Annotated in this window: 12 protein-coding genes; 4 read left to right on the forward strand and 8 right to left on the reverse strand. The window is 70.9% G+C overall.

Features of this window, described 5'->3' with window-relative positions:
• Nucleotides 1-1,289: 1,289 nt before the first annotated feature.
• Together CRYAR_RS41565 and CRYAR_RS41570 are read left to right on the forward strand one after the other, a co-directional pair.
• Nucleotides 1,290-2,009, forward strand: a complete 720-nt coding sequence (locus tag CRYAR_RS41565; RefSeq protein WP_035859225.1) for a hypothetical protein — start codon at nucleotides 1,290-1,292, stop codon at nucleotides 2,007-2,009.
• A 44-nt stretch (nucleotides 2,010-2,053) separates the two neighbouring features.
• The gene (locus CRYAR_RS41570; protein WP_035859228.1) at nucleotides 2,054-2,626 is read left to right on the forward strand and encodes an arsenate reductase/protein-tyrosine-phosphatase family protein; all 573 of its coding nucleotides are present in this window, start codon (nucleotides 2,054-2,056) and stop codon (nucleotides 2,624-2,626) included.
• A 26-nt stretch (nucleotides 2,627-2,652) separates the two neighbouring features.
• On the opposite strand, the gene purD is transcribed toward CRYAR_RS41570, so the two are convergent.
• The 4 genes from purD to CRYAR_RS41590 all read right to left on the reverse strand — a co-directional run bounded on the left by purD (nucleotide 2,653) and on the right by CRYAR_RS41590 (nucleotide 7,340).
• Nucleotides 2,653-3,894 carry a phosphoribosylamine--glycine ligase gene (purD, locus tag CRYAR_RS41575; protein WP_035859230.1) on the reverse strand — a complete coding sequence of 414 codons (1,242 nt, stop codon included), beginning with the start codon at nucleotides 3,892-3,894 and terminating at the stop codon, nucleotides 2,653-2,655.
• Nucleotides 3,895-3,916: 22 nt separating this feature from the next.
• Complete coding sequence (locus CRYAR_RS44410; RefSeq protein WP_051571761.1) at nucleotides 3,917-4,357, reverse strand: hypothetical protein; 441 nt, start codon at nucleotides 4,355-4,357, stop codon at nucleotides 3,917-3,919.
• A gap of 151 nt (nucleotides 4,358-4,508) precedes the next feature.
• Nucleotides 4,509-5,843, reverse strand: a complete 1,335-nt coding sequence (locus tag CRYAR_RS41585; protein WP_035859233.1) for an aspartate aminotransferase family protein — start codon at nucleotides 5,841-5,843, stop codon at nucleotides 4,509-4,511.
• A gap of 12 nt (nucleotides 5,844-5,855) precedes the next feature.
• Nucleotides 5,856-7,340, reverse strand: coding sequence for a CoA-acylating methylmalonate-semialdehyde dehydrogenase (locus tag CRYAR_RS41590; RefSeq protein ID WP_035859235.1), 1,485 nt, complete (start codon nucleotides 7,338-7,340; stop codon nucleotides 5,856-5,858).
• 96 nt (nucleotides 7,341-7,436) lie between these two features.
• Here CRYAR_RS41590 and pdxR point away from each other — a divergent pair, with 96 nt between their 5' ends.
• Nucleotides 7,437-8,885: a MocR-like pyridoxine biosynthesis transcription factor PdxR gene (pdxR, locus tag CRYAR_RS41595; RefSeq protein WP_035859238.1), complete on the forward strand. Its 1,449-nt coding sequence runs from the start codon at nucleotides 7,437-7,439 to the stop codon at nucleotides 8,883-8,885.
• Here pdxR and CRYAR_RS41600 read toward each other — a convergent pair.
• The 4 genes from CRYAR_RS41600 to CRYAR_RS41615 all read right to left on the reverse strand — a co-directional run bounded on the left by CRYAR_RS41600 (nucleotide 8,875) and on the right by CRYAR_RS41615 (nucleotide 13,549).
• On the reverse strand, nucleotides 8,875-9,933 hold the full coding sequence (locus CRYAR_RS41600) for a hypothetical protein (RefSeq protein ID WP_035859242.1): 1,059 nt from the start codon (nucleotides 9,931-9,933) through the stop codon (nucleotides 8,875-8,877). The two genes, pdxR and CRYAR_RS41600, sit on opposite strands and share 11 nt — an antisense overlap.
• Nucleotides 9,930-10,994, reverse strand: a complete 1,065-nt coding sequence (locus CRYAR_RS41605; protein WP_051571763.1) for a transporter substrate-binding domain-containing protein — start codon at nucleotides 10,992-10,994, stop codon at nucleotides 9,930-9,932. The genes CRYAR_RS41600 and CRYAR_RS41605 overlap by 4 nt, the downstream gene beginning before the upstream one ends.
• Before the next feature lie 63 nt (nucleotides 10,995-11,057).
• Nucleotides 11,058-12,176: a low temperature requirement protein A gene (locus tag CRYAR_RS41610; protein WP_051571764.1), complete on the reverse strand. Its 1,119-nt coding sequence runs from the start codon at nucleotides 12,174-12,176 to the stop codon at nucleotides 11,058-11,060.
• A gap of 86 nt (nucleotides 12,177-12,262) precedes the next feature.
• Complete coding sequence (locus CRYAR_RS41615) at nucleotides 12,263-13,549, reverse strand: adenylosuccinate synthase (RefSeq protein WP_035859243.1); 1,287 nt, start codon at nucleotides 13,547-13,549, stop codon at nucleotides 12,263-12,265.
• 99 nt (nucleotides 13,550-13,648) lie between these two features.
• Here CRYAR_RS41615 and CRYAR_RS41620 point away from each other — a divergent pair, with 99 nt between their 5' ends.
• Complete coding sequence (locus CRYAR_RS41620) at nucleotides 13,649-14,479, forward strand: diacylglycerol kinase family protein (protein WP_211247897.1); 831 nt, start codon at nucleotides 13,649-13,651, stop codon at nucleotides 14,477-14,479.
• The last annotated feature ends 1,827 nt before the right edge of the window (nucleotides 14,480-16,306 follow it).

Below are 16,306 nucleotides of genomic sequence, written 5' to 3' on the forward strand. Positions count from 1 at the left end.
GGGGGCGGGCGTCGGGACGATGTGGTCAGCCTCCGGCGAGGCGGTCAGCACCGGGGAGAGGCGGTCAGCCTCGGGCGGCGCGGCACGAGGCAGGGCGGCGCGGGGCAGGGCGGCGCGGGGCAGCGCAGCGGCGGCGCAGCGCAGCGCGGGGGCGGCACGGGGCGGCCTTCGGGCGAGGCGAGGCGCGGCCTCCCGGTGTGGGCAGCCAGCCTGGCCGCGAGGGGCTCACTTGATCGGCGCGGCAGGAAGCGGCACGGGAGCGAGTCCGCCTTCTTCCCGGCCCGAGAGGGAGCGGTCGGCCTCGGGCGCGGTCGGCGCGGTACCGCGCAGGGCGGCACGGCGCGTGGCGGCACGGCGCGTGGCGGCGCGGCACGGCGCAAGGCGGCGCGGCACGGGTGGCGCGGCACGGGTGGCGCGGCACGGGTGGCGCGGCACGGGTGTCACGGCACGGGTGGCGCGGCACGGGTGGCGCGGCACGCAGTGGCGTAAGGCTGCGCGGCCCCAAGGCGGAAGCAGCCAGCCCGAAACGGGACAGCAACTGGGCCGCGAGGGACTCGCATGATCGGCGCGACAGGAAGCGCTCGGCCTCGGCACCGGAGCGAGTCCGCCTACCTCCCGGCCCGAGAGGGGAAGGTCGGCCTCGGGAAGGGCCGCTCGGCCTCAGAGCGGGGCGGTTATCCCCGGCTCGGCGCAGGCAACCTGGCGCGGGAGGGCGCGCTTCATCGGCGCGTCAGGAGGGGGTCGGCTTTCTGGATGGCGCGGTAGGAGCGGTCAGCCTCGATACGGGAGCTAAGGTCCGCTTTCTTGCCAGCGCGAGAGCAGGCGATCGGCCCCCGCACAATCCGACGCCGCACAATCCGGCGCCGCGGGGCGGCGCGGAGCGGGGGCAGCACGACGCGGGGCGGCACAGCCCGGCACAGCCCGGGGCGGCACGGGCGCGGCAGGGGAGGCAGCGCGAGACGCGGGGAGCGGGAGCCAGCCCAGGGCGAGAGCCGGCCAACCCCGGCGCGGGAGCAACCCGCCCAGCGCGAGAGAACCCCGCCCGGCACGAGCAGGCCCCCGGCACGGGGTAGCCAACCTCGGCACGGGGTGGCCAACCTCGGCACGGAGCAGCCGACCTCGACACGAGCAGCCGACCTCGACACGAGCGGCCGGCCTCGGCGCGGAGCGGATAGAAACGGCTTCGGGTTTGGTGCGGGACGGGAGTGGTCGGCCTGAATCGGTGGCGCTCGGGCCGCCGACGCCGACTCCACAGGTGCCGCCCCGTCTGTTCCAGGAGAGCCGAGCCGATGACCGCACCCGGTACCGAGCCGACGCCCGCCGTCGACTCCGGTCTGACCCCCGCCGCCTCACCGCCGTTCCACGTGGAACCCGGCTCGGAGGCGCCGGTCTCCCCGGCGATCACGCTTCCGCCCTCGGTCTCCCCGGCCGGCGTGCCCGCAATGGCCGGCGCGGAGGCCTGGAGCCGCGGCGCGGCGTCGATTCCGACGGGCTACAGCCCGCCCCCGAGCTTCGACTCCCCGGGTTACGGCTACGGCTACTCGGCGGCTCCGGTCTGGGGTCCGGCCATCACCGGCCCCAAAGCCTGGCCGGTTGCCGTCTTCACCGTGCTGTTCGGCATCTTCGGCGCCATTTCGGCCGCCCGACGCTCCGGCGACGCCCGCGCCCTGGGTCTACCGGGCGGCCGCTACTGGGGCGTTTTCGCCGGTGCCCTGGTGGCTAGCTTCGCCGTCTGGACCTTGGTGCTCGGCATCGTCATCGCCATCACCGTTCCGCTCTACCTGAGCGCCACGTCCACGGTCATGACCACCTCCGCACTCGAGCAGGCTCTGGTGTCGACGCCCTCCGCCGACGGATCGGTCGTCGAAGCGACCTGCGTCGAGAGCGCGGTCGACCCGGTCGGCGTCGGCACGTACGAGTGCCTTGCGCATTTCGACAACGGCACTGACCTGTCCTACCGCGTCACCGTGAGCAGCGACGGCAGCTGGGCGGCGTCCGCCATCGACTGAATTCTGCTAGAACGAGGTCCCACGGACAGCGAGGTGGAGACAGCTTGGGCGGGATTCTGTTCGTCTGCACCGCCAATCAGATCCGGTCCCCGTTCGCCGAACGACTGATGCGCGAGGGCCTGCACGCTCGGTTCGGTCCGGTGGCCGACGCCGTCGCGGTGACGAGCGCGGGCACCCACGCCACCCCCGGCCGACCGATCTGGCCGGAAGCCGCCGCCGAGCTCGCCCGGCGAGGCGTCTCGGCGGCGGGCCACACCTCGCGCCAACTGATACGGACGATGATCCGGCGCGCGAACGTGGTGCTCGCCGCCGAACGAACGCACCGCGACCAGGTGACCGCCCTCTGGCCGGAAGCGTTGAACCGCGCCTACACCCTGCGCGAGTTCGCGTGGCTGCTCGACTCGTGCACAGCCGCCGAACTCCCCGGCCGGCGAATCACCGAGCGCGTGGAGTTGCTGTCGGCTCTGGCCCGCAGCCGCCGCGGGGTTCTGGGCCCAGTCCCGCCCGACGCGATGGACATAGCCGACCCGGTCGGCGGCACCAAGGCCGACTTCGCCCGAGCCGCATTCGAAATCGAACAGGCCGTGGCCGTTCCGCTGCGGGTGTTGTCGCCCTGACCCACCGGCCGGCCCAGCCGACAGAATCAGACCTTGATCGCCTGGGCCTCGGCCTTCGCCGCGATATCGGTCCGGAACTGCGCACCGTCGAAGCTGACCCCCTCCAGCATCGAATAGGCAGCAGCCCGAGCCTCGGCCAGATCCCCACCGACCGCCGTCACCGACAGCACCCGCCCGCCGCTGGTGACCAACTCCCCAGCCTCGTTGCGTGCGGTAGCCGCATGCATCACACCGGGCTGATCCGCGCCCGTGATGACGTCGCCGGTTCGAGGGGTGCCGGGATACCCCGCCGACGCCATGACCACGGTGATCGCGGAACCGTCCCGCCACTGCAGCGGGGCGTGCGCGGCGAGCGCGCCGGTGGCCGCGGCGTGCAGGAGGCCGGCCAGCGGGGTTTCCAGCATCGCCAGCACGACCTGCGTCTCCGGATCGCCGAAGCGCGCGTTGAACTCGATCACCCGCGGGCCGCGTGACGTGATGGCCAACCCGACGTACAGGACGCCGACGAACGGCGTGCCGCGGCTCGCGAGGTCCTTGAGGGTCGGGTGCACGACCGCCTTCATGACTTCGTCGACGCACCCGCTGGGCAGCCAGCTCAACGGTGTGTAGGCACCCATACCACCGGTGTTGGGGCCGGCGTCGTCGTCGCCGAGGCGCTTGAAGTCCTGGGCCGGCAGCAGCGGCACGGCGGTGCTGCCGTCAGTGACGACGAACAGCGACACCTCGGGGCCGTCGAGGTACTCCTCGATCACGACGCGACCGCACTCGGCCGCGTGGGCCAGCGCGACCGCGCGATCGTCGGTGACGACGACACCCTTACCGGCGGCCAACCCGTCGGCCTTGACGACGTAGGGCGCGCCGAAGAGGTCGAGCGCCGCCTCCACCTGGGGACGGTCGTCGCAGGTGCGTGACTCGGCCGTGGGCACTCGGGCCGCGCTCATCACGGCCTTGGCGAACGACTTCGAGCCCTCGATGCGAGCGGCCGCGGCATCCGGGCCGAACACCGGGATGCCTTCCTCACGCACCATGTCGGCGACGCCGGCCATCAGTGGCGCCTCCGGCCCGACGACGACGAGTTCGGCGTCGACCTGCCGGGCCAGCGCCGCGACGGCGTAAGGGTCGGTCGGCTTGACCGGCTCGATCTGGGCGACCGCCGCGATCCCGGCGTTGCCCGGGGCGCAGACGAGACGCTCGACGGACGGATCTGCGGCCAGTGCCGTACACAAAGCGTGTTCGCGGGCACCGGATCCGATAACGAGGACGCGCACGGCGACGAGCCTAGTGGCGCGCTCAGTCGCCCGATGCCCCGCCCGGCCCTCCTGTGGACAACCGGACGATCGAGCCGACTGAACGACGACGGGTGACCCCCCGTGCGGGGGTCGACCGACGGACGGACGGCGCGGCCGTCAGACGTGCCATCGATCGAGGTCCGCGCGATCCGCCCCGGGCTCCGGCGTGCGTGAGCGCGGTACGCGCCCGAGGTCTGCGTGCGGTCAGCCACCGCTGCACCTCGGCACTGCGCCACAGCGTCCGGCCGGCGAGCGCGGCCATCGGGATCGTGATCAGGTCGGCGCTGGTCAAGCCGTGCTCGCTGTCGAGCGTCCAGAGCACGTGGCCCTCCATCGGGCCGTTCGCCAGGATCCAGACGACGCCGAGAACGGCGAGCGCCGACGCGCAGCGGCAACTACCCCGTGCCGCGCCGATCGCCGTTCCGATGGTCAGCGTAAGCACACACAGCGGTAGAGACACCCTTTGAGTAGATCATGCCGATTGCAGTTGAGTTGTACCGTTTCATTAACTCGCCGTTACCGAGTCACTACTCCCTGGTATGGACGCGAAGGGCCGGCCGCAAACGCGACCGGCCCAGCTCACGAGCGTCGAACTAATTTTTGTCGTAGTGCCGGTCTAGAAGTGTGAACACCTCATCGAGGATCGCGAGGCCTTCTTTGGCCTCACCTTCGCTGACCGTGCAAGGGGGCACGACATGCATGCGGTTCATGTTGACGAACGGGATCAGGCCACGGCTCTTCGCCTCGGCGAGCAGCTCGGCCATCGGCGCGTTGTCGGCACCGGACGCGTTGTAGGGCACCAGCGGCTCGCGTGTCTCGCGGTCGCGAACCAGGTCCAGCGCCCAGAACACACCCAGGCCACGCACCTCGCCGATGATCGGGTGCCGGTCGGCGAGCTCACGAAGGCCGGGTCCGAACACCTCCTCGCCGATCCGGGCCGCGTTGGCGACGATCCCCTCGTCCTCCATCGCGTTGATCGTCGCCACCGCGGCCGCCGCCGCGAGCGGGTGCCCGGAGTAGGTCAGCCCACCCGGGAACGGGCGCTCGGCGAACGTCGCCGCGATCTCGTCGGAGATGATCACGCCACCCATCGGCACGTACCCGGAGTTCACGCCCTTCGCGAACGTGATCAGGTCCGGCGCGACGCCCCAGTGGTCCACCGCGAACCACTCGCCGGCCCGCCCGAACCCGGCCATCACCTCGTCGGCGACGAACACGATGCCGTACCGGTCGCACAGCTCACGCACCCCGGCCAGGTACGCACCCGGCGGCACCAGGATGCCGGCGGTGCCGGGGATCGTCTCCAGCACGATCGCGGCGATCGTCGACGGCCCCTCGAGCTGAATCGTGGCCTCGAGGTGCGCGAGCGCGCGGTCGCTCTCCTCTTCCTCGGTGGTCGCCCAGAACGGCGAGCGGTAGAGGTAGGGCCCGAAGAAGTGGTGCACGTCGGTGGCCACGCCGTCGTTCGGCCAGCGCCGCGGGTCGCCGGTCATCTGGATCGCCGCACCGGTGTTGCCGTGGTAGCTGCGGTAGGTGGTCAGCACCTTCCGGCGCCCGGTGTGCAGCCGGGCCATCCGTACCGCGTTCTCGTTGGCGTCCGCGCCGCCGTTGGTGAAGAAGACTTTGTTCAGGCCTTCCGGAGCCCGTTCGACGATCAGCCGCGCCGCTTCGCTCCGGACGTCGTTCGCGAACGCCGGAGCCACCGTGCACAGCCGCGCGGCCTGCTCCTGGATCGCGGCGACGACCTTCGGGTGCTGGTGCCCGATGTTCGTGAACACCAGCTGCGAGGTGAAGTCCAGGTACCTGGTGCCTTCCTCGTCCCACACGTAGGACCCCAGCGCGCCGTCGATCACCATCGGCTTGATCAGCGACTGGGCCGACCAGGAATGGAAAACATGGGCACGATCGAGCTCGTAAGTACGAGACATCGTGGTTGCTCCTTACTTGTTCTGCGGGAACCCGAGGTCGACACCACGGTGCGAGGGATCCGGCCAGCGGGTCGTCACGACCTTGCCGCGCGTCCAGAACCGCACGCCCTCCGCCCCGTACATGTGCACGTCGCCGAAGAGCGAGTTCCGCCAGCCACCGAAAGAGTAAGTGGCCACCGGCACCGGGATCGGCACGTTGATGCCCACCATGCCCACCTCGACGTCGAGCCCGAACTGCCGGGCGACGCCGCCGTCACAGGTGAACAGCGCGACGCCGTTCGCGTAGGGGTTGCTGTTGACGAGGTCGAGCGCCTCGTCGTACGTCTCGGCCCGCACGACCGACAGCACCGGGCCGAAGATCTCGTCGGTGTAGATGGTCTGGTCTTTCCGCACGTGGTCGAAGAGCGTCGGGCCCACCCAGTAGCCGTCGCCCTCGACGTCGACGTTCCGGCCGTCGGTCACCAGCGTGGCGCCGGCCGCCTCACCGGCGTCGATGTAACCCCGCACCTTGTCCCGGTGCTGCGCGGTGACCAGCGGCCCCATCTCGGCACCCTCGGAATCGCCCGGCCCCACCTTCACCGCGGGGATCCGCTCCGCGATCTTGCCGACGAGCTCGTCGCCGACCGCGCCCACCGCGACAACCACCGAGATCGCCATGCAGCGCTCACCGGCCGCGCCGTACCCCGCGCTCACCGCGGCGTCTGCGGCCAGGTCCAGGTCGGCGTCGGGCAGCACCACCATGTGGTTCTTCGCCCCGCCGAGCGCCTGCACCCGCTTGCCGTGCGCGGTGGCGGTCTCGTGGATGTACTTCGCGATCGGCGTCGAGCCGACGAAGCTCACCGCGGCGACGTCCGGGTGGGTCAGCAGGCCGTCGACGGCCACCTTGTCCCCGTGCAGCACGTTGAACACGCCTTCGGGCAGCCCCGCCTCGGCCCACAGCTCGGCCAGCCGCACCCCCGCCGACGGGTCCTTCTCACTGGGCTTGAGCACGAACGTGTTGCCGCAGGCGATCGCGATCGGCGACATCCACAGCGGCACCATCACCGGGAAGTTGAACGGCGTGATCCCGGCGACCACGCCCAGCGGCTGGCGCACCGAGAACGAATCCACACCTGTCGACACGTTCGGCGATTGATCACCCTTGATGTGCTCGCCGATACCGCACGCGAACTCCACGATCTCCAGGCCCCGGGCCACCTCACCCTTGGCGTCCGGAACCGTCTTGCCGTGTTCGCGGCTGATGATGCGGGCCAGCTCGTCGGTGTTGCGGTCGAGCAGCTCGCGGAACGCGAACAGGATGCGGGTGCGGTTGGCGAGGCTGGACTTCTTCCAGGTCCGGAACGCTTCCTTCGCGGCGCCGACCGCGTCGTCGACGTCGCTCGGCGCGGCGAACGCCACCGTCGCGATCTGCGTGCCGGTACTCGGGTCGAACACCGGCCCGCCGTCGGTCGTGCCTTCGACGGGCTTGCCGCCGATCCAGTGCGGGACGGTGCGCATGAGTGGCTCCTCCGGTCAGGGGGCTGCGGCAACAACTGCTCCGGCTACCGTGACTCGGATCTGGACCACTCACAAGATCCAGTTCATGCTGACGTAATGAGTCCAGTTTCGTTGCGACGGACCAGCGGTGTGCCGCTGTACCGGCAGCTCCGAGCCGCTCTGGAAGCCGAGATCCTGGCCGGTCGCCTCGGCGCCGAGGGCCGGTTGCCGTCGTCGCGCGAGCTGGCCCAGACGCTCGGCGTCTCACGAAACACGGTGGTCACCGCCTACCAGGAGCTGATCGCCGAGGGCTACGTCACGCCGCTCCCGCGGTCGGGGCTGGCCGTCAACGCCGAGCTGCGTCCCTCGTCCGCGGCCGCGTCGCCCGCCGTCCCCCGGTTCGATTGGGACGCTCGGCTGGCCCCGGTCCTCGACGGTGACCTTCCGATCTCCCACCGCCCCCGCGATTGGCAGCGCTACCGCTACCCGTTCCTCTCCGGGCAGCCCTCGGCCGACCTGTTCCCGCACCGGGCGTGGCAGCGGTGCCTGCGGGCCGCGCTCGAAGGGCCGTCGTTCTGGCCCAGCCTCTCCGACCTCGGCGACGCCGACGATCCTCTGCTGGTCGAGGCACTGTGCCGGCACATCCTGCCCGCCCGAGGCATCGACGCCGACCCGTCGCAGGTGCTGGTCACGCTCGGGTCCCAGCAGGGGCACGCGCTGGTCGCCGGTGAGTTGCTCGGGCCGGGGCGCCGGCTCGCCGTGGAAGATCCCGGTTACCCCGACCTGTGGCACATCGCGGTGCGCACCGGGGCGTCGCTGGTGCCGTTCTCCGTCGACGGAGGTGGCCTGGTCCCGGTCAGCGCGCTGGCCTCGTGCGACGCGGTGGCCGTCACCCCGTCGCACCAGTACCCCACGAACGTGACGCTGACGGTCGGGCGTCGCCGCCAGCTGCTCGACGCCTCCCCCGATCTCGTCATCGTCGAGGACGACTACGACGCGGAGTTCCGGTACGCCGGCAGCCCGACACCGGCGTTGAAGGCTCTGGACCGGCGCGGTCAGGTCGTCTACCTGGGCAGCTTCTCGAAATTCCTGGCTCCGGGCCTGCGCCTCGGGTTCCTGGTGGCCGACGCCCGCCTGGTCACCGCACTGCGCGAGCGGCGCCGGTTCCAGGTCCGGCACGCCCCCGGCCAGCAGCAGCGAGCGCTCGCGCTGTTGATCACCTCCGGGGACTACGCCCGCGCGCTGCGCCGGGCGCGCACGATCCTGCGCGACCGCTGGCGCCGCACCGTGGCCGCGGTGGAGACGCACTTGGGCTGGGGCCCCGCGTTCGGCGACACGTTCCCGGCGGGCGGCACCGCTCTGTGGGTGGTGGGGCCGCCGGAGCTGAACAGCCGGGCGTTGGCGGCCGCGGCGAGGGGCCGCGGTGTGCTGGTCGAGCCCAGCGACACCTACCACCTCCGCGAACCCCGGCGCACCAACGCGGTCCGCCTGGGGTTCGCCAGCATCCCCACCGACTTGATCGAGGAGGGCATCACCGAACTCCGGAACGCAGCGGTCAGCGGGTGACCGGGCGGCCCAGGCAGCGGGGGTCGGTCGGTTCGCGCACCGAACGGCTCGGCGCCAGCCAACTCAGCATCGCCCGCTCCACCTGCCACCCGTGCACGGCCACCGCGCTGTAGGGCGGGTCCAGCGGGTCGGGGCAGAGCACCTGGCTGATCACCGCCGTGTTGGGTACGAACGCGACCTTCCCGCCCGTCTCGAGCAGCGTGGTCGAGCGGTCGTCGACGGTGATCACCTGCCCGCGCACCACGGTGACGTCGGACTCCCCGACCACCACCTCGTCGGCGTTCGGCGGGAGCCCCGCCGCGTCCCGTTTCAGCTCCACGGCCACTTCGGGCAGCACCGGAGCCTGGACGAAGATCGCGGCCACCAGGATCGGACCGATCACCAGACCCCCCATCGCCACCCAGTGCGTGACGAGCATCGCGGTCGGCGCCGGCACCGGCCCGGTGAGGAACGGTAACGCCAGCACCGGCGCGAGCAGCAGGAACGCGGTCTCGGGCTCCGCCACCCGCAGTGCGTCGACCGCGGCCGGCCCGAACAGCAGCAGGCCGAGCAGCGAGAGCGTGACCGGTACCGCGATGCACGCGATCATCACCAGCTGCGGATAGTCCTCGTACCGCAGCCGGATGTCGAGCGCGAAGATGATGACGAGCAGCATGACGAGTGTCGGCAGGAAGCGCAGTTGCCAGGTGACCGCGGCCACCGCGAACGCCGACAGCACCACCCAGCCCGGGGTGCGACCGGCCGTCCGGGCCAGCCACGAGCGGCCCGCGTCGATCGAGCTGACGAGCAACAGCCCGCCCAGCGCCCGCCCGACGAGAATGAACACCGGCGGCGCCCACACCAGCGTGATCAGCAGCGAACCGATCAACCCCAGCGGGCTGACGTTCTGCACCAGCAGCAGCATCGTCTGCAGGTCCTGACGGCTCAGGTACCAGAGCCGCAGCACGAGCAGGAGCAGCGGGAACGCTGGGAGCGCGGTCAGCACCCACTGCTGGTCACGACCCCGGCGACGGCGGCCGAGCAGGATCGGCTGCGGGCGATCGGTCACGGCTCGGTCTCCCAGGGCCAGATGCGCACCCGGGGCCGATCCACCTCGGGCTGCTGGGCGACCGCCACCTGCTGCGGCATCGCGTCGGGCTGCTCGACGCGCAGGCAGTCGTCGTACGCGGTCTCCCAGCGGCGATCGGTGGGCTCGGTGTAAGAGCGGTACAGCGAGAGGTTGACGAGCGTCTGCAGTGCCTTGTTGCGGCCGACGTTGATGCCGTAGAGCTCGCTGCCTTCGGCGCCGATGTCGTGGATCGTGAACTTGCCGGGGTTCACGTGCACGAAGCCGGCCAGGATCGCCGCGTCGGTGGACACCGCCTCGTACGCGCCGGATTCCAGGCCCTTCACGCACTCGCTGATCTTGTTCTTGCCGACCGGCTGCACACCGGCTGCGCGCAGGTTCTGCGCGGACGTCGTCGTGTTGAGCGTGCAGACCTTTTCGCCGGCCAGGTCGGAGAGCGCCTCGTACCTGTTCGTCGTCTTCCGCGTCAGCACCGACTGCTCGGTGCGCAGGTAGGGCGCGGAGAACATGACGTCCGGGTCGTCGATGCGTGCCTTCGTGATGCTGAACGTGGCGACGACCAGATCGACCGTGACGATCTTGTTGCTCTTGACGTCCAGGGCCTGGCGTCGGGCGCGGTCCTCGCTCTCGATCGTGAGGAAGCGCACGTCGTCCGGGGCGAAGCCGAGGTCGGCGGCGACCAGGTACGCGATCTCCACGTCGAAACCGCGGTAGACGCCGTTCTCGCGCAGGCTCATGCCCGGTTGGTCGTCCTTGACGCCGATCAGCAGCTGCCGCTTGTCGAGGAGGCCGGCTTCGCGGCGCAGATCCTCCTCGGAGGGCGGTCCGAGACCCGCGATGGTGACCGTCGCGACGACCACCGCGCCCACCAGCAGAATGACGACGGCGCAGAGCCGCGCGACCCGGGCGGCCAGGCTCATGCCGTCGAACTTGGAGAACGTCCGGCCGCCGGAAGCCCACCGCGGCGGGAGGCGGGGCGGTAACTCGGTGATGGGAGGAGGAGTCGCCTCGTCACCCCCGGGAGGGGCTTCCTCGTCCGCCATCGTCACCGCCCTTCGTCGCTACCGCCGTTATAGCTGCACCACGCAGAGTACGCAGACCCGGCACTAGCCCTCAGGCGCGAGGAACGCATCTGACACCAGCGTGGCAACCAGCACCGCGAACACCACCGCTAGTTCCGCCGCACCGGCGATCTCGTGCCCGACCGGGATCGCCGCCAGCACGACGACCGCGCCCGCGAACCGGTTCCACGTCCCCGGCAGACCGAGCGAGAGCCGGAACAGACCGTGCCCGAGCAGGTACAACGCCACCCCACCGGCCAGCACGATCGCCGCGAACCAGTGCAGGTGCTCGGTGGGGTGACCGATCGACTTCTTCACCCCGGCGGCGAGCAGCACGACACCGAGGAGCATCGGCGCGAGCGCGTAGAAGTACGAGTTGAGCGCCGGACGGGCCCGCCGGTCTTCCGGCAGCGCCTCGAGCCGCTGCTCGGCCCGTTCGTCGTCGCCGGTGTAGTACGCCCACCACAGCGCGGCGGTGACGCCGAGCGCCATGATCGCGGTGATCACCAGCGGGAAACCCAGGTGCAACCCGCGGGCTCCCACGCCGATCGCCAGGATCGACTCGCCCAGCACGATGATCAGCAGCAGCCCGTAGCGCTCGACGAAGTGCGTCGCCTGCACGCGGAACATCGCGATCGGCGCCAGGAACGGCGTGAACACCAGCAGCACCAGCGACACCGCCCACAGCGTGTACGCGACGCCCCCGCCGACGAACCCCGCCACCAGCAGAAGTACGGCCGAGAGCAGGTTGAACGGCGCGACCCGGAAGATGCCGGCCACCGAACTGGTGTTGGCGCTCCGGAGGAACAGCGCCGTGTGGACGACGACCACCAGCAGGTAGCCGATCGCGAACGGCACGCCGCCGTCGTCGAACGCGGTGGGGATGGCCAGCCCGATCAGCAGGAAACCGGCCATCCCGAACAGTAAGAGCAGCCGCCGGACGGCCCGGTCGGGCGCCACCGCGTTGGCGAGCCAGACGTAGCCGCCGTAGATCCACTGGATCACGCCGAACATCAGCACGACCTGCGCTACCCCGCGCCAGCTCGGCTCGTCGACGAGCACGGTGGTCAGCTGGATGATCGCGAAGACGAAGATCAGGTCGAAGAAGACCTCGAGGGTGGCGACCCGGGTGATCGGCTCGAACTTCTCGGCTGTGGACGTCACGCGCTCATTCTGGGGCCCCGCCCCGACAGTTCGGGGCGGGGCTGTCCACAAGGCTCACCGGACCGCGGTGTCCTTGGGACGAGCGGTCAGATCAGGTCGCGGACGACCACGTTCTGCTCCCGGCCGGGGCCGACGCCGATGACGCTGATCTGCGTGCCCGACAGCTCTTCCAGCCGCGACACGTACGCCTGCGCGTTCTTCGGCAGCTCCGCGAACGTGCGGATCTCCGACAGGTCCTCCCACCAGCCGTCCATGTACTCGTAGATCGGCTTCGCGTGGTGCAGGTCGGTCTGGGTCATCGGCATGTCGTCCATGCGCTCGCCGTCGACGTCGTACGCGACGCAGATCGGCACCTGGTCGAGCCCGGACAGCACGTCGAGCTTCGTCAGGAAGATATCGGTCAGGCCGTTGACCCGGGTGGCGTACCGGGAGATCACCGCGTCGAACCAGCCGGTGCGCCGGTTGCGCCCGGTGGTGACACCGATCTCGCCGCCGACCTTGCGCAGCCGCTCGCCGTACTCGTCGAGCAGCTCGGTCGGGAACGGACCGGAGCCCACCCGGGTCGTGTAGGCCTTCAGGATGCCGATCACCTTCGTGATCCGCGTCGGCCCGATGCCACTACCGGCGCAGGCCCCGCCTGCGGTCGGGTTCGACGAGGTCACGAACGGATAAGTGCCGTGGTCGACGTCGAGCAGCGTGCCCTGCGAGCCTTCGAGCAGGATCGTCTCGCCGCGTTCGAGCGCCTTGTTGAGCAGCAGGCGCGTGTCGGCGATGTGGTCCTTCAGCCGTTCCGCGTAACCGAGGTACTCGTCGGCCACTGCTTCGGCGTCCAACGCCTTGCGGTTGTAGACCTTGGCCAGGATCTGGTTCTTCTCGGCGAGCACGGTGTCGAGCTTGCGGCGGAGGATGCCCGGGTCGAGGAGGTCCGCGACCCGGATACCGATACGAGCAAGTTTGTCGCCGTAGGCCGGGCCGATGCCCCGCCCGGTGGTGCCGATCCGCGCCTTACCGAGGTAACGCTCGGTGACCTTATCCAGCGCGCGGTGGTGCGGCATGATCAGGTGCGCGTCGGCCGAGATCTTGAGGTTCTCGACGCTGACCCCGCGCTCGATCAGGCCGTTCATCTCGCCGATGAGCACGGCCGGGTCGACCACGACGCCGTTGCCGATCACCGAGGTCGTGTTCGGCGTCAGGATGCCCGACGGGATCAGGTGCAGCGCGTACTTCTCGCCGTCCGGAGTGATCACGGTGTGACCGGCGTTGTTGCCGCCCTGATACCGGACTACCCACTGGACCGAACCGCCGAGAAGGTCGGTGGCTTTACCCTTACCCTCGTCGCCCCATTGGGCACCGACGAGCACGATCGCGGGCATACGGTCCTCCATCAACCCAGGAATGGATTACATGTCAGGCTAACCAACGTGGACGTGCTGCTTCTCGCCCCGGGTCCTGGTGTCGCTACCCGGGTACCCGTGTTGTCCTGTCGTGATGCCCTGCGCAAGGGCGCGGACGTCGAAGTGCTGGAGTTGGATTCGGACACCGACGTCGATGCGGCGGTGAAGCGCGCAGCCGTCGACGGTGCGCGCCTGGTCGTCGCCGGCGGCGATGCTCAACTACGTGCGGTGCTGCGCCGGATGGTGCGGCAGTCCCTGCCGCGGGGCGGCGAGCGCCCCGCGGATCTGCCCAGCGACCGCACGGTGCCCGACCTCCCCGCCATCGGGGTCCTGCCACTGGATGCCGGTGACGACGTCGACCTGGCCGCGAAGTTGGGTCTGCCGCGTTCGCCCGGGGACGTGGCCGCCGCGGTGCTGGGCGGGGAGTCACGCCGCGTCGACTTGCTGCGCCACGACGGCGGCTCGGTGACACTGCACGGCGCGATCATCGGCGGCGGCGACGAGAGCGGCCGCCCGGTGCCGTGGTTCGCCCGGATCGACGTCGACGACACGCTCCTGAGCGACGGCAGTGAGTCGCTGCTGGCCTGCGCGGTCGCCAACGCGGACGGGTACGGCTCGCTGGCGGGCCTCCCGCTGGTCGTGAGCGCGGACCCGGCGGACGGGGTGCTCGAGGTGGGCCTGGCCCTGCCGGCCGCCCGGCCGCGAGGTCTGTTCGGCCGCAAGCGTGCGCACGGCGAGGTCGAGGTGCGACGGGCCCGCGGGCGCGCGGCGCAGTTCACGATCGTTTCCCAGAACAGCGACACAGCGGAGGACGGCGTGCCGGTGGCCGACGACGGCATCGCGGGCACCCTGAACAAAAAACGGACCTGGTGGATGGAGCGCGACGCCTGGGGTGTGTACATCCGCTAACCGGCGTTATAAACCGTCGGTGGGTACCGGAAGGATGGATACTGGGCAAAGGTCCAGATCGAGAAGTGCTCCGGCCAGAAACGTTGGGGGTTCGAACCGTGCAAGGCACCGGCCAGAGCAACGGTGAGGCCAACGGACGTCCAGACCTCGAAGTATCGGGTGAACCGTCCGCGATCGGGTGGCCCTCCGCCGAGTCCCCGACGTCCGACACGCCGACGAACGGCACCCCAGCGGCCGCGCATCTGCAGTCCGGGTCGGGATGGGTCGAGTCGAACACGGGCACGAACGGGGTCGTGCGGCTCCACGAGACGCCGGAGGTGCCTGCGCAGCCCGGTCCGGACGCGTCGACCTCCGCGCCGCCGGTGACGCCGGTGACGCCGCAGTGGCCTTCTGCGGACAGCCCGGTTTCGGGGCCGGCACCGGTGGTCGATCCCCATGCGCCGACCGTGCCCGGGATGGCGTCCGGTGAGCAGTGGCAGCCGCCATCGGCGCAGGGGTGGCCAGGCGCGGAACCGAGCCAGGCTGATCAGCAGTGGCTCCGTGAGCAGTCGGGTGCGGCCGAGCCGCAGGTGCCGTGGTCTCCGCCGGGTGAGTGGCCCGGCCAGGGAGAGCAGTGGCTCCGGCAGGGTGAGCAGTGGCCTTCCCAGGCGCAGACGTCGGGTCCGGCGCAGCAGCCGGGGCCGGGCCAGCCAGGGGTGGGGCAGCAGTGGCCTGCGCAGGATGCGGGGTGGCCGGGCCAAGGTTCGGGCTGGCCCGCGCAGGAAGCCGGGTGGCCTGCGCAGGGTTCGGAGTGGCCTTCGCAGGGTTCGGAGTGGCCGGTGCAGGAGCAGCAGTGGCCGGTTCAGGAGGGGCAGGTTCAGCCTGGGTCGGACCAGGTTGGGCCGGGTCCGGCGGGCCAGGATCAGGGTCATTCGGGGCCGGGTCAGACGGGGCCGGGTCAGTCCGAGCCGGGGCCGGGGCAGCCGTTGGAGGGCCAGGCGGTCTGGCCTGCGCAGGGTCAGCCGGGGTGGCCGGCGGCGGAGCAACAGTGGCCGGCGCAGCAGCCGTGGACCGGGCCGGAACAGCAGCAATGGCCGCCGAACGGTGGGTGGCCCGCGCAGCCGCAGTGGCCGGCGCCGGAGCAGCAGTGGCCGGGCCAGGAGGGCCAGTGGCAGCAGCCGTGGCCCGGAGCCGAGTCGCAGCCCCAGTGGCCGGCGCAGGAACAGCCGCAATGGCCGGCGCAGGAACAGCCGCAGTGGCCCGCCCAGCAGCCCGGCGTTGAGCAGACCGGCGGCCAGCAGCCCGGCGGCCAGCAGTGGCCGCCGCAGCCGGAGCACCAGTGGTCACCCCAAGCTCCGCCTCCCGGCCAACCTGCTTTCCACCAGCCCGTCTCCGGACAACCCGGCTACAACGAGCCAGTGTCCGGCCAGCCCGATCCCAGCCAGTTCGATCCGGGCCAGTTCGATCCGGGCCAGCCTGATCTCGGCCAGCCCGTGTCCGGACAGCCCGTGTCCGGACAGCCCGTGTCCGGACAGCCCGTGTCCGGACAGCCCGTGTCCGGACAGTTCGTGTCCGGACAGCCTCTGTTCGAGCAGCCGTTGTCCGAGCAGCCGACTGCGGGGCAACCGGTGTTCGAGGCCCCGATTTTCGACCAACCCGTCTCCGGTCAGCCCGATCTCAACCAGCCAATATCCGGCCAGCCGCTGTCGGCTCCCCCGCTGTCGGGTGCGCCGGTATCTGGGCTGCCGGTCTCGAGCCAGCCGCTAGCCGGGTCTCCGATACCCGACGAGCCGACGCCCGGCCAGTCGGTGTCTGGACAGCCGATCTCCGGGCTGCCGGTGTCTGGAC

Source organism: Cryptosporangium arvum DSM 44712, assembly GCF_000585375.1.
In the GTDB taxonomy this organism is placed as follows: Bacteria; Actinomycetota; Actinomycetes; order Mycobacteriales; family Cryptosporangiaceae; genus Cryptosporangium; species Cryptosporangium arvum.